Source organism: Mesorhizobium sp. M0045 (genome assembly GCF_040323385.1).
In the GTDB taxonomy this organism is placed as follows: Bacteria; Pseudomonadota; Alphaproteobacteria; order Rhizobiales; family Rhizobiaceae; genus Mesorhizobium.
In genome coordinates this window covers 115,597-135,199 of the sequence record NZ_JAMYUY010000001.1, presented here as the reverse complement: position 1 = coordinate 135,199, position 19,603 = coordinate 115,597, and the positions used below count along the sequence as shown (strand labels likewise).

The 19,603-nt window shown below is 62.4% G+C and carries 17 protein-coding genes and 1 pseudogene; 9 read left to right on the top strand and 9 right to left on the bottom strand.

The features are described 5' to 3' along the window. Positions 1–75: 75 nt before the first annotated feature. Positions 76–1,725, top strand: coding sequence for an energy-dependent translational throttle protein EttA (gene ettA / locus NKJ72_RS00635; protein ID WP_254819019.1), 1,650 nt, complete (start codon positions 76–78; stop codon positions 1,723–1,725). Positions 1,726–2,066: 341 nt separating this feature from the next. On the opposite strand, the pseudogene NKJ72_RS00630 reads toward ettA, so the two are convergent. Then, positions 2,067–2,827: pseudogene (locus NKJ72_RS00630) on the bottom strand (DpnI domain-containing protein). 64 nt (positions 2,828–2,891) lie between these two features. Here NKJ72_RS00630 and tam point away from each other — a divergent pair. The 3 genes from tam (at position 2,892) to NKJ72_RS00615 (ending at position 5,717) form a co-directional block, all read left to right on the top strand. Beyond that, positions 2,892–3,710: a trans-aconitate 2-methyltransferase gene (gene tam / locus NKJ72_RS00625; protein ID WP_352475396.1), complete on the top strand. Its 819-nt coding sequence runs from the start codon at positions 2,892–2,894 to the stop codon at positions 3,708–3,710. A 128-nt stretch (positions 3,711–3,838) separates the two neighbouring features. Further along, a complete protein-coding gene (locus NKJ72_RS00620; RefSeq protein WP_352475395.1) occupies positions 3,839–4,960 on the top strand; it encodes a beta-ketoacyl-ACP synthase III in 1,122 nt (373 codons plus the stop codon). Positions 4,961–5,099: 139 nt separating this feature from the next. Further along, entirely contained in the window at positions 5,100–5,717 is a 618-nt protein-coding gene (locus tag NKJ72_RS00615; protein ID WP_352475394.1) for an MOSC domain-containing protein, read from the top strand. 233 nt (positions 5,718–5,950) lie between these two features. Here NKJ72_RS00615 and NKJ72_RS00610 read toward each other — a convergent pair whose 3' ends face one another. Together NKJ72_RS00610 and tsaA are read right to left on the bottom strand one after the other, a co-directional pair. Further along, positions 5,951–6,262 (bottom strand): DUF2293 domain-containing protein, encoded by a 312-nt coding sequence (locus NKJ72_RS00610; RefSeq protein WP_352475393.1) that lies wholly within the window; start codon positions 6,260–6,262, stop codon positions 5,951–5,953. After that, positions 6,259–6,783 carry a tRNA (N6-threonylcarbamoyladenosine(37)-N6)-methyltransferase TrmO gene (gene tsaA / locus NKJ72_RS00605; RefSeq protein WP_352475392.1) on the bottom strand — a complete coding sequence of 175 codons (525 nt, stop codon included), beginning with the start codon at positions 6,781–6,783 and terminating at the stop codon, positions 6,259–6,261. Before tsaA ends, NKJ72_RS00610 begins: the two co-directional genes overlap by 4 nt. Before the next feature lie 139 nt (positions 6,784–6,922). Between tsaA and NKJ72_RS00600 the strand changes: the two genes are divergently transcribed. Then, positions 6,923–7,945 carry an ArsR/SmtB family transcription factor gene (locus NKJ72_RS00600; protein WP_352475391.1) on the top strand — a complete coding sequence of 341 codons (1,023 nt, stop codon included), beginning with the start codon at positions 6,923–6,925 and terminating at the stop codon, positions 7,943–7,945. Continuing rightward, on the top strand, positions 7,945–8,862 hold the full coding sequence (metF, locus tag NKJ72_RS00595; RefSeq protein ID WP_254819012.1) for a methylenetetrahydrofolate reductase [NAD(P)H]: 918 nt from the start codon (positions 7,945–7,947) through the stop codon (positions 8,860–8,862). Before NKJ72_RS00600 ends, metF begins: the two co-directional genes overlap by 1 nt. 459 nt (positions 8,863–9,321) lie before the next feature. Here metF and NKJ72_RS00590 read toward each other — a convergent pair whose 3' ends face one another. Continuing rightward, the gene (locus NKJ72_RS00590; RefSeq protein ID WP_352475390.1) at positions 9,322–10,239 is read right to left on the bottom strand and encodes a DMT family transporter; all 918 of its coding nucleotides are present in this window, start codon (positions 10,237–10,239) and stop codon (positions 9,322–9,324) included. Between the two features lie 226 nt (positions 10,240–10,465). Between NKJ72_RS00590 and NKJ72_RS00585 the strand changes: the two genes are divergently transcribed. Then, complete coding sequence (locus NKJ72_RS00585; protein WP_254819010.1) at positions 10,466–11,686, top strand: alanine racemase; 1,221 nt, start codon at positions 10,466–10,468, stop codon at positions 11,684–11,686. A gap of 106 nt (positions 11,687–11,792) precedes the next feature. Here NKJ72_RS00585 and NKJ72_RS00580 read toward each other — a convergent pair whose 3' ends face one another. Continuing rightward, positions 11,793–12,524, bottom strand: coding sequence for an SDR family oxidoreductase (locus NKJ72_RS00580; RefSeq protein ID WP_352475389.1), 732 nt, complete (start codon positions 12,522–12,524; stop codon positions 11,793–11,795). 123 nt (positions 12,525–12,647) lie between these two features. Here NKJ72_RS00580 and NKJ72_RS00575 point away from each other — a divergent pair, with 123 nt between their 5' ends. Continuing rightward, positions 12,648–13,541, top strand: a complete 894-nt coding sequence (locus tag NKJ72_RS00575; RefSeq protein ID WP_352475388.1) for a LysR family transcriptional regulator — start codon at positions 12,648–12,650, stop codon at positions 13,539–13,541. A 73-nt stretch (positions 13,542–13,614) separates the two neighbouring features. Here the strand turns inward: NKJ72_RS00575 and NKJ72_RS00570 are convergent, their stop codons facing one another. Next, positions 13,615–14,787, bottom strand: a complete 1,173-nt coding sequence (locus tag NKJ72_RS00570; protein ID WP_352475387.1) for a lytic murein transglycosylase — start codon at positions 14,785–14,787, stop codon at positions 13,615–13,617. Between the two features lie 80 nt (positions 14,788–14,867). Next, positions 14,868–15,659, bottom strand: a complete 792-nt coding sequence (locus NKJ72_RS00565; protein ID WP_352475386.1) for a glycoside hydrolase family 25 protein — start codon at positions 15,657–15,659, stop codon at positions 14,868–14,870. A 406-nt stretch (positions 15,660–16,065) separates the two neighbouring features. Between NKJ72_RS00565 and NKJ72_RS00560 the strand changes: the two genes are divergently transcribed. Next, positions 16,066–17,445 (top strand): serine hydrolase domain-containing protein, encoded by a 1,380-nt coding sequence (locus NKJ72_RS00560; RefSeq protein WP_352475385.1) that lies wholly within the window; start codon positions 16,066–16,068, stop codon positions 17,443–17,445. Positions 17,446–17,656: 211 nt separating this feature from the next. Here NKJ72_RS00560 and NKJ72_RS00555 read toward each other — a convergent pair whose 3' ends face one another. Together NKJ72_RS00555 and NKJ72_RS00550 are read right to left on the bottom strand one after the other, a co-directional pair. Next, complete coding sequence (locus NKJ72_RS00555) at positions 17,657–18,322, bottom strand: class I SAM-dependent methyltransferase (RefSeq protein WP_352475384.1); 666 nt, start codon at positions 18,320–18,322, stop codon at positions 17,657–17,659. Further along, positions 18,319–19,566, bottom strand: a complete 1,248-nt coding sequence (locus NKJ72_RS00550; protein ID WP_352475383.1) for a BtaA family protein — start codon at positions 19,564–19,566, stop codon at positions 18,319–18,321. The genes NKJ72_RS00555 and NKJ72_RS00550 overlap by 4 nt, the downstream gene beginning before the upstream one ends. Positions 19,567–19,603 lie beyond the last annotated feature (37 nt).

Below are 19,603 nucleotides of genomic sequence, written 5' to 3'. Positions count from 1 at the left end.
TCGGGGCCGCATCGCTTACATAGCCCCCAACTTCCATTCAATCCGACATCAGTCGACTTTTCAGGGAAAGCGCGCGTGGCACGCCAGTTCATCTATCACATGGCCGGCCTCAACAAGGCCTACGGCACCAAGAAGGTGCTCGAGAACATCCATCTGTCCTTCTACCCGGACGCCAAGATCGGCATCCTCGGCCCCAACGGCGCCGGCAAGTCGACGATCCTCAAGATCATGGCCGGCATCGACAAGGAGTGGAGCGGCGAGGCCTGGCTGGCCGAGGGTGCTACCGTCGGTTACCTGGCGCAGGAGCCGGCGCTCGATCCGAACAAGAACGTGTTCGAAAACGTCATGGAAGGCGTCGCGGCCAAGACCGCCATCATCGAGCGCTACAACGAATTGATGATGAACTATTCCGACGAGACGGCGGACGAGTCGGCCAAGCTGCAGGACGAGATGGACCGGCTCAACCTCTGGGATCTCGAACAGCAGGTCGAGATGGCGATGGAAGCGCTCGGCTGTCCGCCCAAGGAGGCCGATGTCACCAAGCTGTCGGGCGGCGAGCGCCGCCGTGTCGCGCTCTGCCAGCTCTTGCTGCGCCAGCCCGATTTGCTGCTGCTCGACGAGCCGACCAACCATCTCGACGCCGAGACGACGGCGTGGCTGGAAAAGCATCTGCGTGCCTATCCAGGCGCGGTGATGATCATCACCCACGACCGCTACTTCCTCGACAATGTCACCGGCTGGATCCTCGAGCTCGATCGCGGCCGCGGTATCCCGTACGAAGGCAACTACACCAAATATCTCGAAGCCAAGGCCAAGCGGCTCAAGCAGGAAGGCCGCGAGGACGATGCCCGCCAGCGGGCGATCGGCCGCGAGCGCGAGTGGATACAGTCCAGCCCGAAAGCCCGGCAGACCAAGTCGAAGGCCCGTATCCAGGCCTTCCAGGATCTGCTGGATGCAGCCGACAAGCGGCGTCCGAGCGACACGCAGATCGTCATTCCGCATGGCGAGCGGCTCGGCAATGTAGTGATCGAGGTCGAGGGCCTGTCGAAGGGCTTTGGCGACACGCTTTTGATCGACGACCTCGAATTCAAGCTGCCGCCGGGCGGCATCGTCGGCGTCATCGGCCCGAACGGCGCCGGCAAGACGACGCTGTTCCGCATGATCACCGGCCAGGAAAAGCCGGACGCCGGCACCATTCGCGTCGGCGAGACGGTCAAGCTCGGTTATGTCGACCAGAGCCGCGACGCGCTCGACCCGACCAAGACCGTCTGGGAAGAAATCTCGGGCGGCGCCGAAGTGGTCAAGCTCGGCAAGTTCGAGGCCAACACGCGCGCCTATTGCGCGTCGTTCAACTTTCGCGGCGGCGATCAGCAGCAAAAGGTCGGCAACCTGTCCGGCGGCCAGCGCAACCGTGTGCATCTGGCCAAGATGCTGAAGACCGGCGGCAATGTGCTGCTGCTCGACGAACCGACCAACGATCTCGATACCGAAACGCTGGCCGCACTCGAAGACGCGCTAGAAAACTTCGCCGGCTGCGCCGTCATCATCTCGCACGACCGCATGTTCCTCGATCGTCTGGCGACGCACATCCTCGCCTTCGAGGGCGACAGCCATGTCGAATGGTTCGAAGGCAATTTCGAGGATTACGAGCAGGACAAGATCCGTAGACTCGGGCCGGACGCGGTCAACCCGCACCGCATGACGTATAAGCGGCTGACAAGATAGTCCGTGCGCCTCGTTTAGAATTCTCTGTCGAGTGTCTCTATGAAGTCCTCGGCGAGTTTGGCTGAAGAGAACCGCGCAACTTCCCGGTAGTCGGGGTGGTGTTCTGCCGTCGGTGGCGAGTTAAGGACTATAAACGCGTCGTTCTCTTGAACCACAATGTTGGTCAGATCGACGCTATCGATGGCTGTCGCATTGCGCGCTTGGCAATATGGACACTCGTCGTCACAGGCGCAGGACCAATCAGTAGCCCAATACCTGTGACATTTATAACATCTGTAGTTGTTGAGATACCAAGCCATTCTTAGACCTGACCAAAAACGATCTGACGTAGATCACCTGCGTTATCGCGCTACCTGATATCGACCACGGGACAGGAACCTAAGATATCCCTTGTCGCGAAGAAACTGAAGTTGTTGACGGATTTAGGTCTAATATTCTGGTTGTTCGGGTAAAGGAGAGCCAACTGTGGCTCAAATGCGTAGGCCTGGTCGATGTCAAATTCGTCTGTGCCGATCGACTCGATACATCGCATGACCTCAACGAGCCATCCCCTGGTGTCGTGGGGCGCATCGCGTAGGAACACAGTTCGCTTCCAAGCTGCCAAAACCTCTTCTTTCGAGGTGATCACACCGTTTCTGACAAGGTGGATTCTTCCCGCTTCAGGGACCCGGCTAAGAAGGATATTCGAACCAATCCAGCCGGCGCGGCGTGCTGCTTGGGAGAGCGGCGTCCTGCGTTCTACGATTGCTGGCGTGAAAAAATGTTTTGGGATAACGCAGACGGACTCCACCAGTCGCTGGTTAAAATCGTATTTGAGTAGAAAAAAGTTGGGGTTCGTTGACGAATTCAGCCGCTCGATTTTTCTGCTATACGCACCATTGGCGAGTTTTCTGCCGAACGGTTTCTTTGCGCTTTTTAGTTCGTATTGATCATCGCACTTATCGCAGTAAAAATCGGCAACAGGGAGATTTGCCGGAAACTGCGTCAGGCGCGAATTCCCGCAGTTGGGGCAGTATAGCCATTCTGACGCCCACCGCTCCGTCCAGATTCTCGCGCTTTGCGAACCGCTGTCGTATGCTGCTTGAGTCTCTTGGAATCCCATTTTCATGGTCAAAGGGTCTACGCAATATGCGTGAACGTCAATCAACGCATGGCGGCGAGTCGTTATGACGGCACAGAAAGATTCACGGGGCGGAAAGTTAACTTTCAAAACAGGAAAAGACTGGTCCGCCGCCCTCTACCTGAAATTCGAGGATGAGCGCACGCGGCCGGCGCGCGATCTCGTTGCACAGGTGCCGGTGCCAGAACCGCGCCTGGTGGTCGATATTGGCTGCGGACCGGGCAATTCGACCGAATTGCTGGTCGAGCGCTGGCCGCAGGCGCAAATCAGCGGCTTCGATACCTCGCCCGACATGATCGAGAAGGCCAAGGCGCGCCTGCCCGGCGTCAGCTTTGCGCTGGCGGATGCGGCGGCGTGGCAGCCGACCGAACCCGTCGACGTGATCTTCGCTAACGCGGTGTTCCAGTGGCTGCCGGAGCATCCGGCAGTCTTCCAGCGGCTGATGGGATTCTTGGCTCCCGGCGGCGCGCTTGCCGTGCAGATGCCGGACAACATGGCTGAGCCCTCGCACCGGCTGATGCGCGAGACCGCGGCCGAGATGCCGTTCACCGAAAAGCTCGAGCGCGCGGCTCGCGCGCCGCTGCCGCCGGTCTCGTTCTATTACGACCTTCTGTCGCCGTTCTCGGATCGGCTCGATATCTGGCACACGATTTACAACCATCCGCTGGCCGATGCCGAGGCGATCGTCGAATGGGTGAAGTCGACGGGGCTGAAGCCGTTCCTCGATCCGCTCGACGAAGACGAGCGGCAGCTTTTCCTGAAGCGCTACACGGCCGGGATCAGCGAAGCCTATCCGAAAACGGCAAGCGGCAAGGTGTTGCTGCGCTTTCCCCGTCTCTTCATCGTGGCGCGGCGCGCTGCTTAGGAACTTTTAGACCCTTTCCAGGGACTTGATTTAAGCCGGCATAAACTGGCTAGGTGCAAAAGAGGTTGCGCCGAGCTTTTTGCGGCGCGACATGAAGCCGCAACGCCTGCGCACGGGACGAACTGAAAATGCATCGCGTCATCATCAGCGGCATCGGCGTTGAAATCCCCGAGGCTTCGATCACCAATGAGGAACTCGTCGCCAGCTTCAACAGCTGGGTGGACATGGAGAACGTCCGCCGCGAGGTGTCCGGCGAGCCGCTGCTGCAGAAATCGGACAGTGCCTTCATCGTCCATGCCTCGGGCGTCCAGACCCGCCATGTCATCGAACGGGAGGGCATCCTCGACCCGACCCGCATGGCGCCGCGCTTCCCGGCGCGGCCCGACGATGCGCTGTCGCTGGAGGCCGAATTCGGCATCGCCTCGGCCAGCAAGGCGCTCGATCATGCCGGGCTAAAGCCAGGGGATATCGACCTGGTGATCTGCTCGGCCTCGCATCATCAGCGGCCCTATCCGGCGATCGCCATCGAAATGCAGCAGGCACTGGGCACGAAGGGCGCCGGTTTCGACATGGGGCTTGGCTGCTCTTCGGCGGCGGCCGCGTTGCACATCGCCGTCAACCTGGTGCGGGCAGGGGCGCACAAACGCGTGCTGGTGACGACGCCGGAGATCATCACCGGCCATCTCAATTTTCGCGACCGGCAGACGCATTTCATCTTTGGCGACGCTTCCGTGTCGATGGTCGTCGAAGGGCTCGCCCAGGGCGAGAAGCGGCCGGGCCGATTCGAGGTGCTGGATACGCGTACCTGGACGCAGATGTCGAACAGCATCCGCACCAATCTCGGTTATCATACCCGCGCCACCCAGGACGATCCGTATATGATCGATCTGGAAGGCAATCTGATCAAGCAGATCGGCAACAAGGTGTTCAAGGAAGTCACCGTTGCCGGCCACAAATTCATCGTCGAGTTCCTGGCCGAGCACGGGCTGACGCCGCAAGCGATCCGGCGCTTCTGGCTGCATCAGGCCAATGCGCGGATGAACGCCATGATCCTGAAACTGTCGTTCGGCCATGACGTCGACCATGACCGCGCGCCGATGGTGCTGGAGCGCCTCGGCAACACCGCCGCCGCCGGCGCCATCATCGCCCTGTCGGAGAACCATGCCGACATGAAGGCCGGCGACTACGGCCTGCTCTGCGCGTTCGGCGCCGGCTACTCGATCGGCGGTGCGCTGTTGCGCATGCTCTGACTATTTCGGCGCGGACGGCACAGGCATTGGAGCGCGCCTGGCAATCGCATCAGTCCGCTTGATCGGAGCATCAGCGCTTTCGACTGGACCTGATGAGCTGACCGCGGCTAATTGCGCGTATCACGCGAGGCACGAACCCATGCCGGATCTTTTTCCCGAAGCCGAAACTCCGGTCGAGATCGTGCCCGCGCGAAAACTCGCCGCCAGGGTGGCAGCGCTTTACCTCGCACCGTTCGATCATTTCGAGACACGGGCAGTGGATACGTTGCAGCTCGGCTTCGACGGCATCGATGGCGATTTCCACGCCGGCACGACGCGGCGCTCCGGCGGGCGCGAGCCCTGGTATCCGCGCGGCACCGAGATGCGCAACGAGCGGCAATTGTCGATCGTGGCGGCGGACGAACTGGCAATCGTCGCCGAACGGATGGGCATCGCCGAGATCAAGCCGGAATGGATCGGCGCCAATCTCGTGATCGAAGGCCTGCCGCACCTCTCGATGTTGCCATCCGGCACGCTGCTGTTCTTCAAAGGCGGCGCAACCGTCAAGGTCGACGCGCAGAACGGGCCTTGCCGGATCGCGGGCAGGTCGGTCGCCGAGCATGCCGGGATAGCCGACGTCGAGGCCGGCGCGCTGCTGTTCCCGAAAGCAGCGAAGCGGTTGCGCGGGCTCGTCGCCTGGGTCGAGAAGCCCGGCACGATCACTGCCGGCGAGGAGATTTCGGTGCGCGTGCCGGAGCAGTGGATTTACCGGGCCTGATTGTTTTCTAGGCAAGGCGGCAAAGCCAGGCAAAGCCGCGCGCTGCGTATTTTGTTCTTGCTTTGTGCCGGCAGCTATGCTACTAATTTCGGCATGGTGCTAATTGGCTCCAACGATCCGCCCTCCGAGGCGGTTTTTTTGTTTCTGGCTTTGAAAGTTCCGATGTTGCCGGACTGACGTCGGCAGGACAGAGGGGGGCGCCGTAGAACTCGACGCGTGTATCTGCCATCGCTCTATTCCTCGTCCTCGTCATCGAGCAGACGGGTGGCACGCCAGCGGGTTAGCACGATGTTGGTTTGCTCGATGACGAAGAAGCGCGCGGAATCGCGGTCATAGCCTTCGGCCAGCAGCTTTTCGTAGTCGGTATGGGCGTGGCGAATATGCGCTATCGTCGCCAGCCACACCGCAATGCTCGGTGGTAAGGTCTTCATGTGCACGGCGCCGGCATCGGAACGGATCTTTTCCATGTCGGCATAGGGCGCCAGCGGCAGGAGCGCTGTCAGTGCCTTGGCGATGGCGCGGCGGCGGCCGGTCGGGGCGCTCACTGCCCGTCCGATCTGGACGACTCGTCCCGCCCGGCCATGGTCGCCTCGGCGAAGGCATCGGTCGAGGCGAAGTAGGGCTTGATGTCGATGACCGGCGTGCCGTCGAGCACGTCGATGGCATCGAGATCGATGCGGCCGGTATCGATATCGACGGCAACCAGCCTGGCGACATGCAGTCCGACAGGATTCGGCCGGGCAGGGGAGCGCAGCGAAAAGACGCCTTTCGGCTCTGTGGCATGGCGGGGTTTCTGGACAATCAGTTGCCGCGGCGCATGGTGCAGCCAGGACAGGACGATCACGTGGCTGGCGCGTTCCAGCCCAAGCAGGCCATCACGATAAAGCGGGTCGATGACCAAGTGCGCCGGCTGTCCCGTCTCCCGCGCGGCCTCCATGTTTTTGGGGCAAGTCTCCCGCGTGATCCAAGGCGAAGCGATGCGGCCGATGAAGACGACATGGCCATCCGGCGGCATCGTTGCCGGGTCGGTTTCCAGGAGCTTTTCGCCGCTGCGCGTTTCGAACATGGGCCTCGCCTCGATGCATCCGGCTTTGCGCGATCCGCTGCGCATGCGTCATTTTCTTGTCCGGAAGCGACATAGCGCTTGCAAACCCATCAAAACCGACATAAACATATGTTTATATCTTTTAAAAGAGAATGCTCGCATGCATGTCGCTCTCGACACGATGGTAGATACATTGAAGGCGGCTGCCGAATCCAGCCGGCTGCGTATATTGGCGCTGCTGTCGCGCGGCGATCTGACCGTTTCAGATCTCACCGAAATCCTCGGCCAGTCGCAGCCGCGCGTCTCGCGCCATTTGAAATTGCTGCTGGAGGCAGGGCTGATCGGCCGCTACCAGGAGGGCTCGTGGGCTTTCTTCCGGCTTTCGGATTCCGACACGTCGCGCGATTTTGTGCTCAGGCTGGTCTCCGGCATCCGCGGCGCCGATCCGCAGGTCGAGCGTGATCTCGAACGGCTGGCTGCGGTCAAGCGCAAACGGCAGGACCGGGCTGCCGAATATTTCTCGGTCAACGCCGCAAGCTGGGACCATATCCGCTCGCTGCATGTGCCGGACCGCGCCGTCGAAGCAGCTCTCATCAAGCTCGTCGGCAAGCGGCCGTTCCAGTCGATGCTCGATCTCGGCACCGGCACCGGACGACTGCTCGAGATCTTTTCGCCGCTCTATCGGCGCGGTATCGGCATCGACATGTCGCGCGAAATGCTGACGGTGGCGCGCGCCAATCTCGACAAGGCCGGCGTTTCGAATGCGCAGGTGCGGCAGGGCGACATTTTCGCGCCGCCGGTCGAACGCGACGCCTTCGATCTCGTTACCATCCATCAGGTGCTGCACTATCTCGACGATCCTGCCCGCGCCATCCGAGAGGCGGCGCGTCTGTTGCGCCCGGCCGGCCGGCTGGTGATCGTCGATTTCGCGCCGCACACGCTGGAGTTCTTGCGCGAGGAGCACGCGCATATGCGCCTCGGCTTTTCCGACCGGCAAATCGCCGACTGGTTCTCCGAGGCCGGCCTCGACCTCGAGGACAGCCAGGAATTCGAACCGCGCGGTGGCAACGAGGCCAAGCTCACCGTCAAACTCTGGCTCGGCCGCGATCGGCGCATGCTGATTGCCGAGCCTTCCAACGACAGACAACCGGCCAATGCGTATCCGATAGGGGAAACCGCCTGATGAACCAGTTCCGCTTCTCCCGCCGTCCCGACATCGGCGACAAGGTCAGGGTGTCGTTCGAGTTCTTTCCGCCGAAAAACGACGAGATGGAAGCAAGGCTGTGGGACACGGTCACCCGGCTGGAGCCGCTCAAGCCGAAATTCGTCTCGGTCACTTATGGCGCCGGTGGTTCGACCCGCGAGCGCACGGCCCGCACCGTCAAGCGCATCCTCAACGAAACGTCGCTGACGCCGGCGGCGCACATGACCTGCGTCGACGCGGCACGCCACGAGGTCGATGCGGTGATCCGGGAGTTCGCCGATATGGGCGTCAAGCGTTTCGTCGCCCTGCGCGGCGATCCGGCCGAGGGGGTCGGCGCGGCTTACCGGCCGCACCCGGAAGGCTATGCCAATGGCGCCGAATTGGTCGATGCGCTGAAGGGCGCCGGCGATTTCGACATATCGGTCTCGGCCTATCCGGAAAAACATCCGGAGAGTCCGGATTTCGCCACCGATTTCGACATGCTGAAGCGCAAGGCCGACAATGGGGCGACGCGGGCGATCACCCAGTTCTTCTTCGACAACGATCTCTATGAGCGCTATGTCGAGCGGGCACGGCGGGCCGGCATCTACATACCAATCGTGCCGGGCATATTGCCGGTGCACAATTTCACCCAGGTCGCCAACTTCTCGGCGCGGTGCGGCGCCTTGGTGCCGGCATGGCTGGCCGAGCGTTTCGATGGGCTGCAGAACGATCCGCAAACGCATGCGCTGGTGGCATCTGCCGTGGCCGCCGAGCAGGTGCTGGACCTGGTCGAGCGTGGCGTCGGCGATTTCCACTTCTATACGATGAACCGGGCCGATCTGGTCTTCGCCATCTGCCACATGATCGGCATCAGGTCGCACGAAGTCGAGGCGGCGGGATCCGCCGCGGCGTAAGGCGGCAAGCTCCTTTTTGAAATGTCAAAGATCGGGGGAATGCAAAGGCCGGGCAAAATGCCCGGCCTTTTCAATGGTTTGTAATATTCGGTGCTGGTCTTCCCCCGCTCAGCGGCCTTATGGAAGGACGCCCATAATGAGGGCGCCGATGAATGCAAACGCAGCACAAATCATCAATGCGTTGATCGGCCTCGTCAGTCCCATGTCATAGCCTCCTCTTAAGAGCTATGGCGAGAGTCTAGGGTCATTTGTGCCACAGGCAAGCAGAAACTTTGCTGCAATGCGACGAGATTGTGGAATTTGCGACCTGCCGTTTGCCGTTAGGTATTGAAACTCTTGGTCAAAAGCCGGCGTTGGACCTGTGAATAATTTGTGGCGAAGCCGGGGCAACAACGAGAATGGCAGCGCTACCGCAGCGGAAATCGGAATCGATTTCGAGCTGAGAGTTGGGAACATGCTCTAACGCCGCCCGAACAAGCGACCGTCGATGGTGACGAGGCCGAGCGCAATCAGCGCCATGCCGCCCAATTCGAACAGTTCGAGCCGCTCGCCCAGGAACAGCAAGCCGAGCAGGATCGCACTGGCCGGCACGATGAGCGTGACCAGCGAGGCGTTGGTGGCGCCGGCCGAGGCGACGAGGTTGAAATAAAGGATGTAGGCGAAGGCGGTCGACAGCAGCGCCAGCGCCAGCACCGCCGCCCATACCGGCGGCGAAGCCGAAAACAGAGTGGCAGCGTCATAGGTGAACAGAACGACCGGGATCATGATGATGGTCGAGCAGGTCAATTGTCCGGCGGCAATGACCGGTGACGGCACACCCTTGAAGCGGCGGGCAATCATCAGCGCAACCGCATAGGAGACCGAGGCACCGATGAGCGCGAATTTCGCCCAGACCGGGCCGCCGAGCCCGGCAATCAGTCCAGGACCGATCATCACCGCCGTTCCCGCGATACCGAGGGCGATGCCGGCAAGCTTGTTCCATGACAGTTTTTCGTCGCTGGTCAGGGCGTTGGCGAGGATCAGCGTCCAGAACGGCGTGGTCGAATTAAGCACCGAGGCGACACCGGCGCCGAGCTCGGTCTGGCCGGCAAAGATCAGCGAGAAAGGGATGACATTGTTGGCGAGCGCCAGCAGGAAGAACAGTCCGGCATGTGGGAAGGCGAGGCGAAAGGATGGACCGCGAACCGCAAGGTAGAGCTGCAACGCGGTCGCCGCGATGGTGACGCGAAACAGCACCAGCACCAGCGGAGGAAGTTCCGACACCGCAATCCGGGCAAAGAAGAACGAACCGCCCCAGATGGCGCCGAGCAGCAGAAGTTGCGCCCAGTCCTTGAGCACCATCGGCCCGCGCATCGTGGTGGTGGCAGCTATCGCCATTGGTCGTCCTCCCAGACGAGATGCCTTGCTCTCTTCAGGCATCTGTTCACGCTCTACCCGGTCCGGCGGCAAGGGCCACCCGAAACCTGAGTGATGGCCTAGCTCGCTCATAACCGGCGCACAGAACGGCGTAGCGCCGCGAAGCCGGGGCGGCGAGACATAGAATTGTTTTCATTAGCCGCTAGCTTGGATTAATTGTGCGCAGCCTCAGTCAAGGGATTCGTCCATGCAGCGATTCGAAAATGCCCGCGAGGCAGCGCTGGCGCTTCGCCCGGACGATCCGATCTATTGCTTCCGCCCGCAGGTGCTGAAGGCGGACGCCAAACAGTTCATGGGCATGTTTCCCGGCAAGACCGCCTATGCGGTCAAGACCAATGGCGAGCAGATCGTGCTCAATGCGCTGGTCGAGGCCGGCGTCAGCGCCTTCGATGTGGCCTCACCCGGCGAATTCGCCGCCGTGCGCGCCGTCTCGCCGGACGCCGAGATGCTCTACATGCACCCGGTGAAGGCGCAGTCGGACATCAGGCTGGCGCTGGAAAAATACGCCATTCGCGTCATTTCGCTCGACCATGAGGACGAGATCACCAAGCTGACCAGGGTGGTGCGGGCTCTCGACATCGATCCGGGCGCCATCACCGTGTTCGTGCGCATCCAGACGAAAGGCTCGGCGGCCTACGAACTGTCGAAGAAGTTCGGCGCCGGACCGGCCAACGCGGTCGAACTGGCCGAACGGCTGAACCGGACCGGCTACAAGGTCGGGCTGTGCTTTCACGTCGGCAGCCAGATCGAGGATCCCGACACTTACGAGCGGGCGCTGGCCTCCGCCGACTGGGTGCGCAACCGCGTCGGCTTCGATATTGCCGGGCTCGATGTCGGCGGCGGCTTTCCCGCCGAATACGGTCATGATCCGAACAGCCGCAAGCCGGAAATGCCGTCGCTCGGCCAGATCATGTCGCGGCTGTCGGGCGACCTCCAGGAGTACCAATTCGACCAGATGCAGCTGGTGGCCGAGCCCGGCCGGGTGATCGTGGCGCGCTGCCTGTCGCTGATCGTGCGCGTGCTGCTGCGCAAGGGCAAAAGGCTCTACATCAATGACGGCATCTGGGCGTCGCTGTCGGATTCATGGACCGGCAAGATCACGCTGCCGGCACGCTTCATCCCCGATCCGGCGATCCGCTCGCGCAATGGCGAGGACAAGACCATCGTGCCGTTCAAGGTCTGTGGTGCGACCTGCGATTCCGTCGATATACTGTCGCGGCCGTTCTGGCTGCCCGAAACCGTCGATACCGGTGACTGGATCGAGATCGGCCATATCGGCGCCTATTCGCTGTCGCTCCGGACACGGTTCAACGGCTTCTATCCCGATACTTTCGTCGAGGTGGCGACGCCATTCGACGAAGGCGATGCACCGCAGGGGTTTGCCAGCCTGGAGACGATGGCGGATTAGTTGATGGTGAATGGAAGCGGTTCTTGCGTTCCGTCCGCTTCGGTGAATCGTCACCCTTCACCCTTCACCCTTCACCCTTCACCCTTCACCCTTCGCCCCCGAGTAGTCAGGCTACTCCGCCGCCGGCCTGGATGTTCTCGCCGGTCAGCCAGCGAGCTTCGTCCGAAGCCAGGAAAACCGCGACATCGGCGACGTCGCGCGGTGCTCCGATCCGGCCGAAGGGCGACATGCCTGCGGCCACGGCCCGGTCCCGCTCCGGAAGCAGGTCGGTGTCGGTGAAGCCTGGCGACAGCGCATTCACGGTAACGGCGCGCGGGCCGAGTTCGCGCGAGAGGACGCGGACGAACTGCTCGACGGCTCCCTTGCTGCCGAAATAGAGCGCCGTCTGCGTGAAGAACATCTTGGTTCCACCAGTGGAGACGGCAATGATGCGGCCACCGTCGCGAACGCGGCGCGCCGCCTCCTGAAGCGTGAAGAAGGTGCCCTTGGCATTGGTGCCGAACACATGATCGAAGTCCGCTTCGGTAGCCTCGACGAGCGGCTTTATGACGGCGACGCCGACATTGGCGACGACGATGTCAATCGGCCCCATCTGCCTTTCGGTTTCGTCGAACAGCCTGCGAATATCGGGGATGCTGGAGACGTCCGCCTGGATGGCGACGGCTTTTCCGCCATTCCCTTCAATGGCGGCAACGACTTCCCTGGCGGCTTTCTCGTTGCCGACATAGTTGACGACCACGGCAGCACCCTTGGTTGCGAGCCCCTCCGCGATGGCGCGTCCGATGCCGCGCGAACTGCCGGTCACAAGTGCGGTTTTGCCTTCGAGTGGACGATGCATGGCTGTTCCTTCCGTCTGGATACGGCCGCCCCGATCGAGCGGCGTTCCAGCGACAGCTAGGGGCATGCTATTGCTCAGAGAATAGCCTATTATGTAACTGACTTATTAAGCCTGGGGTACATAATGCGCGGAACCGAGTTTTCCGAACTCACGGCATTTGCAACAATCATCGAAGAGGGCAGCTTTGTCCGCGCCGCGGCCAAGCTCAGAATTTCGCCTCCAGCACTCAGCCAGACGATACGCGGGCTGGAAGAGCGTCTCGGTGTCCGCCTGCTCAACCGCACCACGCGCAGCATGTCGCCGACCGCTGAGGGCGAGAAGCTGTTTGCCCGCATCGCGCCGGCGTTCAGCGAACTGGAAGGGGCCGTCGCCGACGCGCATGCATCACGCGGCCGGCCGGCAGGCTCGCTGCGCATCAATGTTCCGCGCATTGCCGCCACGCGTTTCATCGCGCCGATCCTCGGTGACTTCCGCCGCGCCTATCCCGATATCGCCCTCACCATCATCGTTGACGACATGCTCACCGACATCGTCGAAGGTCGCTTCGATGCCGGAATCAGACTGGGTGAGCGGCTGCACAAGGACATGGTGGCGGTGAAGCTCAGCGAGGAACTCGAGATGGCCGCAGTGGCGGCGCCGAGCTATCTGGAGCATCGCCCGATACCCCGCCATCCCGCGGACCTGCATCAGCACCAGTGCATCAATTTCCAGTGGCCGAGCGGCGGCAATCTCTACCGCTGGGAGTTCGCCCAGGGCCAACGTGCCCTGGAAGTGGCCGTCAGCGGCGGCCTGACGGTAAACGATACGGACCTGATGATGGGGGCGGTTCTGGATGGGGTCGGCGTGGCGTACATGCTGGAATATCAGGTCCGGCCGTGGATCGAAGCGGGAAAGCTTATCCGCTTTCTCGAAGCCTGGTCGCCGAGATTTCCGGGCTTTTATTTATACCACGCGAGTTCCCGGCAGGTTCCCACGCCGCTGCGAGCCTTCATCGATTTCCTGCTTGCGAGGCGGTGATGTGAATAGTGAATGGTGGTAGCTCTGGTGCTCAAGTGCGGCTCCGGTGCTATTCTTTTACCATTCACCACCCTCACAGCCTGGCCAGCAGCTCCGGCGTCGGCCAGCCGTCGACCGGCAAGCCCAGCCGCATCTGCTCCTTGCGGATCGCTTCGCGGGTGTTGGTGCCGAGGATGCCGTCGACGGTGCCGACGTCATAGCCTCTCGCCTCGAGCTTGGTCTGTAGCGCCTTCATCTGGTCGCCGTCGAGGCCCGGGTCGGGGTTGCGCGGATCGAATCGCGGAGCGCCCCCCAGCCGGGCGGCAAGATTTGCCGCTGTCAGGGCATAGGTAAAGGACTGGTTCCACTCGAGATAGACGTCGAAATTGTCGTAGGTCAGGAAGGCTGGCCCCTTGCGACCCATGGGTAGCGCCAGGCCGGCCTTCAGGCCGTTGTCGAGAAGCGGCGTACCGTCGGGCCTGGTAACGCCCCACTGGCTCCATTGCGTCAACGGCAGCTTGTTGGTGCGCCCTGTCTGCTCCCACGGCAAGTTGTCGGGCACACGGACTTCCTCGATCCAGGGCTGGTCGCGCTTCCAGCCGCGCGACTGGATCTTGCTGGCCGTGCTCATGATCACGTCCGGCGCGCTGCCGCGCAGGTCGACCAGGCCATCGCCGTCGCCGTCGACGCCGTGGCCGAGATAGTCGGAAGGCAACATCTGCGTCTGGCCGATCTCGCCGGCCCAGGCACCGGTCACGTCGGCCGGCACCACGCCGCGATCGATCAAGATCAGCAGCGGAACGATCTGCGGCCGGAACAACTGCGGGCGGCGGCAGTCATACGAGAGGCTCACCAGCGCATTCAGTGTGTGAAAATCGCCTTGCACGGCGCCAAAATCGGTTTCAAGGGCCCAGAAAGCGGCAATGACCGGCGCCTGGACGCCGTATTCGCGATCCGCGCGGGCAAAGACCTCGGCATATTTGTGCAGATTGGCCGCACCTTGCTTCAGCCGATGGGACGAGATCATGCGGTTCGAGAATTCGATGAAGGTCTGGGTGAAGACGCCCTGGGCGCGGTCGCGTGCCAACGCCTTCTCATCGAGGGTGGCGTTTTCCAGCGCATCAAGGCCGGCAGCGCCGACGCCGTCCGCCCTGGCCTCCGCCGCCACGCCCTGCTTCCATGCCTCGAAATCGCCGCCGCATTGCTGTGCCGCGGCCGGCACGGCGCTCAGGAGCAGCGCCGCGAGAAGTCCAAAGCGCAATCGCATCGCCATCCTTCCGAAAAGATTACCAGCGGTTGCAGGCATTCGTTATTGGCTGTGTCGAAAAGCAGGCGGCAGGCCCGGTGTCAACGGGTGTTCTGCCGCAACCACTTCTTCCACGCGGCTTCGGAGCCGTTGAAGACGTTGATGTCGGCGTTTCCGGCCATGCCCGGCACGACGCCCGTTCCGGTATACTGCCAGAAGGTGAAGGGATGGCTGCCGTATTTCTGGCGCGGATGCCCGGCGACAGAGCGCAGCCAATAGGGGTAGCCGCGGAAACCCGACAAACCATTATCTTCGAAGAAGTCGAGCGACGTGTAGATGATCGGCTTCTTGCCGTAGTGTTTTTCGACGATTTCGAGGAACGTGCTCATCTCGCTGCGTACCGTGGCGGGATCGGGCCGCAGCTTGCACGTCGGCGATTTCGGGTTCCATTCCATGTCGAGGACCGGCGGCATCGCCGAGTTGTCTTTGGGCACGTTCTGGATGAACCAGCGCGCCTGGGTCGCGGCCGGCGTGCAAAAGTAGAAGAAGTGATAGGCGGCGCGGGGGATGCCCGAGGCCTTGGTGCGGCTCCAATGCTCGTTGAAAGCTTCATCGAACCGGTCTCCGCCCTCGGTTGCCTTGATGAAGGCGAAGGAGATGCCGCTGGCCCTGGCCGCCGGCCAGTCGATCGAGGTCTGGTATTTGGAGACGTCGGTGCCGTGGACGGCATAGCTCCACGGTGCGCCGCTATCCCATTCATGCGGGTCGGAATCGGCAAAACGGGGCGCGCGTACCGCAACCGTCGCGGCACTGGACGACGATGGCGTCAGATCCTCGACCGTCGAGCAGGCACCAAGCAGCATCAGCGTGATGAGGACCGCGAAACGGCGCATCGCTACTTCCCGAGCCGGTTTCAGCCGGCCGCTGATGGGTCTTTCCGCGGGTGGCCCCTCGACCGGGCGCAGCGTGTCTGAAACCGACTTACGCGACGCGCCTGGATCTTCGTTTCATGCATTTCCCAAACCGTTGCGCAGTTTTGGGACGCATGCATTCAAGCCCCGCCGGACGGTCACCCCACAGGATCGCCCGGTCTGTCCAAGCGCGTCGCTTCGACGCGCTTGGCTCTTTCGTCTGTGCATGTCGTGGTCCCAAAACCGCTGCGCGCTTTTGGGCGACATGCACCTGTGATCGCCGATCATGGTTGATATTCGGTTGACGGCGCTCGACAAGAGCCGCGATTTTGCCGAAACAATGGCGGCAAATCGATGACATAGATCGAGCGCGTCGGGGGAACTCAAAATGCAGATCCTTTTGAAGTTCGTCAAATGGCTGCTCGGCCTGGCTGTGCTGGCCGCCGCGATACTCGCCGGCTGGCTGTATTTCGCGCCGCCGGAACTGATCCGCGTCGGTTCCGGCTATGCGGCCAAGATCGTCTGCTCGAACGTCTTCATCGCCGGGCGCGACGCCAACGACGTGCTCGCCGTCGATGTGCAGGCGCCGGGTCATCCGCTGCTGAAGCTGATGAGAGTGTCGGTGGACAAGGAGAAGGGAACGGTTTCGGCGGGCCTGTTCGGCGCGCTCGGCAAAAGTGTCGCGGTCGCTCGCGAGGGGCTCGGCTGCGCCTCGGTTCCCGACGGGGATATTGCCGCCGCCAAGGTTATCGCCGGCGCTCCACCGACGCCGGCGCCGCTGCCCGATGCGATGTGGCCGGAAGGCGACGATGGCGGTGCCTCGCAGGATCCCGAGGTCGTGAAGGTCCTCGACGATCCAGCAATGACCGGCGCCGGGATGCGGGCGGTGGTGGTGGTCAAGAGCGGCCGCATCGTCGCTGAGCGCTATGGCGACGGCTTTTCCGAAAAGACGCCACTATTGGGCTGGTCGATGACCAAGACGGTGAATGCGGCGATCGTCGGCACGCTGGTGAAGGGCGGCAAGCTGGCGATGACCAACCAGGGCCTGTTCGGTCCCTGGAAGGGAGATGGCCGCGCCATGATCAGCCTCGCCGACATGATGGCGATGTCGAGCGGGCTGGAATTCAACGAGGATTACGGCGACGTCGCCGATGTGACGCGTATGCTCTATCTCGAACCGGACATGGCGGGCTTTGCCGGATCCAAGCCGCTGACCGGCGAGGTCGGCAAGGTGTTTTCCTATTCGAGCGGCACGGCGGTGATGCTGTCCCGATTGTGGCAGGACGCGATCGGCGACAAGGACAAGGCGCTGGCCTGGCCGAGGGCCGCGCTGTTCGATCCGCTCGGCATGCACAGCGCGGTGCTTGAAGCCGACGAGCACGGCACCTTCGTCGGCTCGTCCTATCTCTATGCCACGGCACGCGATTGGGCGCGCTTCGGCCAGTTCCTGCTGCAGGGCGGCGTCTGGAACGGCAAAGAGATACTGCCCGCCGGCTTCGTCGACTGGATGCGGGAACCGGCAACTGCCTCGAAGGTCTACGGCAAGGGGCAATTATGGATCGAAGGACCGGGCGACGAAGAAAACCCCGGCGCCGGCATTGCCGCAGGCCTGCCCAAGGACACCTATTGGATGGAGGGGCATGACGGGCAAACGGTCGCCATCGTCCCCTCGGAGCAGCTGGTTGTGGTGCGGCTCGGCCTGACGCCGGCCAGGCTCGGCTACCGGCCGCAGGCGATGGTGGCGGCGCTGGTCAAGGCGCTGCATTAGGCTGTATCGATACTAAGGTGATGCCGGCCTGCAAACGGCGGTTTCCTGCGCTTCCGGCCTTCGCCGGGCCAAAGCACTCATGAGCGGTCGTGGCAGTTAAGGCTACGGCCGGCGTAGGCCGGTGCTCACGTACCCTAAAGGACGCTCCGCTCCGGTTCTCGCAACCCCACCGTTTTCGACTCGGCCTGACCTGAATCTCAACACATCCTGGCTATCGACCTGGGCCGATTACGGCGAGCCACGCATAGCCGCGACAAAGCGTTTGGAAACGGAAGCTTGCGCCGGTTCTTGCAGATTCCGAATCCAGAACCGCGCGCAACGATTCACGCGGCTCGACGTGGAATTTTTTCAGCCAGCCGCGCAACAGCGTGCGGAACCAGCTGGGCAAGGCTTCCTGCTGGCCAAAATCGACGACGTGCAGCGAGCCGCCCGGTGACAGGGCAGCAAGTGCCGCAGACACCGTCTTCTCCCAGCCGGGGATCATCGACAGCGAATACGAGACAAAGACGCGGTCGAAACTTTTGACGCCGAACAGCGCCTTTGCGTCGAAATCAGTGGCGTCGCCGCGCGCCAGTGTGACGCGGCCGGAGAGGCCTTCGCGCGCGAGGGCGGCAGCGGCCGTCTCCAGCATCTCGGCCGAAATATCGAGGCCGAAGAAGCGCGCGCCGGGATAGCGGCGGGCAGCCAGGATAATGTTGCGGCCGGTGCCGCAGCCAAGCTCGAGCACCGTGCCGCCGGCCGGCACATCCAGTCCGGCGATAAGCCGGTCGCGGCCGAGCAGATAATATTTGCGGGTCAGGTCGTAGATGTGACGCTGCCAGCGGTAGACACCGTCCATCAGTTCGGCATGGCTGGCCGGCAATTCGGTCGTGCTCATGCGGACCGCTTCACATAGAGATGGAAGCCGCCATAGATGGCCGAGCGATCGCAGGCCGAAAACTCGCGCGAGGCGTCGTTCTCGTAGCGCCACTGGTCGAGCAGCGAATTCGAGACGCGGCCGGGCAGCAGGCTGGGTTCCGCCGCGGTACGGAAGATGACGCGGGCGCCTGTCGAGGCGGTTCGGGTGATCTCGGCCCACAACCCGTTGAGCTGGCCGTCGGTCATCCAGTCCTGTGCATCGAGCAGCACGAAGCGGTCGACCGAGCCGGCATCCTTGCCGGCAAGGAACTCGATCAGATTGGCGTGGTGGATGGCAACGCGATCGACATTGTTGCGGATCGTCTTGTAGTTGCGTTTTTCGAGGTAGGCGGGCAGGGCGGCTTCGCCCGGATTAGGGTAGCGGCGGGCGAAAGCCTGCCAGGCGAAATAATTGGTCTTCAGCGGAAAATCGCAGGCGAGCTTTTCCAGTCGTGCCTTCAGCACGCTGGCCATGGTGCCGTCACCCGAGGTGATCAGCGAATCGTACTGGGCCGGCGGAATGCCGAGGCCGAACAGCGAGGCTTTTCGCGACGTCGCCCATTTCAGCAGCGGTTTTTCGAAGACCGGCGCCAGCTCTTCGTCGAAGAAGCGGCGCTGATCGGCGATGCTCTTGGCGTCCATGATGCCGGCCGGGTCGACGCCGAAAAATTTTGCGGTGCGGTGGCCCATGGCGATGAACAGGCCAAGCAGGCCGGTCTGGTAGAAATTGCGGTCGAAGACGGCGATGCGGCGACGACCACGCCAGTTGCGGCGCTCCCAATAATGGCGGCTGACGGGGTCGAGATGCGGTGCGATGAAGCGATCGTAGGCCTGCGAATTGTGCCCGGTCCCAGCCGCGCCGAAGAAACGGAACAGGTCGCCCTGCGACGGCAGGTGACGCACCGCTGCGAGCTTCATGCGGTTCAGCGCAATATGCGCGGCGTTGAGGTCGACGGCATCGATCCTTTCTGGCGACCGGGTGAGATAGGCGAGGATGTTACAGCCGCCGGAGGCAATGGTGACGATGCGGTGGCCCTTGCCGAGTTGCATTGCGTCCATGTCGATTTCGGGGTCTTCCCAGATCTGCGGGTAGACAAGGCCGGAGAACAGGAAGGCGAACAAGCGCTCGGAGATGCCAGCTTTCGACAGCGGGCGGTTCTGGTAGACGGCCTTGCCGACTTCCTTGCCGCGGCGAAAAACCAGTTCCCCAGAAATGTCCGTCATGGCAAGGCGATTCCCCGTTTGCTTGCCGCAAGCGGGT

Coding starts and splice junctions, on each gene's coding strand:
- tam (WP_352475396.1), top strand. CDS start 2,892: ATGACGGCACAGAAAGATTCACGGGGCGGAAAGTTAACTTTCAAAACA.
- NKJ72_RS00620 (WP_352475395.1), top strand. CDS start 3,839: ATGCATCGCGTCATCATCAGCGGCATCGGCGTTGAAATCCCCGAGGCT.
- NKJ72_RS00615 (WP_352475394.1), top strand. CDS start 5,100: ATGCCGGATCTTTTTCCCGAAGCCGAAACTCCGGTCGAGATCGTGCCC.
- tsaA (WP_352475392.1), bottom strand. CDS start 6,783: ATGTTCGAAACGCGCAGCGGCGAAAAGCTCCTGGAAACCGACCCGGCA.
- NKJ72_RS00600 (WP_352475391.1), top strand. CDS start 6,923: ATGCATGTCGCTCTCGACACGATGGTAGATACATTGAAGGCGGCTGCC.
- metF (WP_254819012.1), top strand. CDS start 7,945: ATGAACCAGTTCCGCTTCTCCCGCCGTCCCGACATCGGCGACAAGGTC.
- NKJ72_RS00590 (WP_352475390.1), bottom strand. CDS start 10,239: ATGGCGATAGCTGCCACCACCACGATGCGCGGGCCGATGGTGCTCAAG.
- NKJ72_RS00585 (WP_254819010.1), top strand. CDS start 10,466: ATGCAGCGATTCGAAAATGCCCGCGAGGCAGCGCTGGCGCTTCGCCCG.
- NKJ72_RS00580 (WP_352475389.1), bottom strand. CDS start 12,524: ATGCATCGTCCACTCGAAGGCAAAACCGCACTTGTGACCGGCAGTTCG.
- NKJ72_RS00575 (WP_352475388.1), top strand. CDS start 12,648: ATGCGCGGAACCGAGTTTTCCGAACTCACGGCATTTGCAACAATCATC.
- NKJ72_RS00570 (WP_352475387.1), bottom strand. CDS start 14,787: ATGCGATTGCGCTTTGGACTTCTCGCGGCGCTGCTCCTGAGCGCCGTG.
- NKJ72_RS00565 (WP_352475386.1), bottom strand. CDS start 15,659: ATGCGCCGTTTCGCGGTCCTCATCACGCTGATGCTGCTTGGTGCCTGC.
- NKJ72_RS00560 (WP_352475385.1), top strand. CDS start 16,066: ATGCAGATCCTTTTGAAGTTCGTCAAATGGCTGCTCGGCCTGGCTGTG.
- NKJ72_RS00555 (WP_352475384.1), bottom strand. CDS start 18,322: ATGAGCACGACCGAATTGCCGGCCAGCCATGCCGAACTGATGGACGGT.
- NKJ72_RS00550 (WP_352475383.1), bottom strand. CDS start 19,566: ATGACGGACATTTCTGGGGAACTGGTTTTTCGCCGCGGCAAGGAAGTC.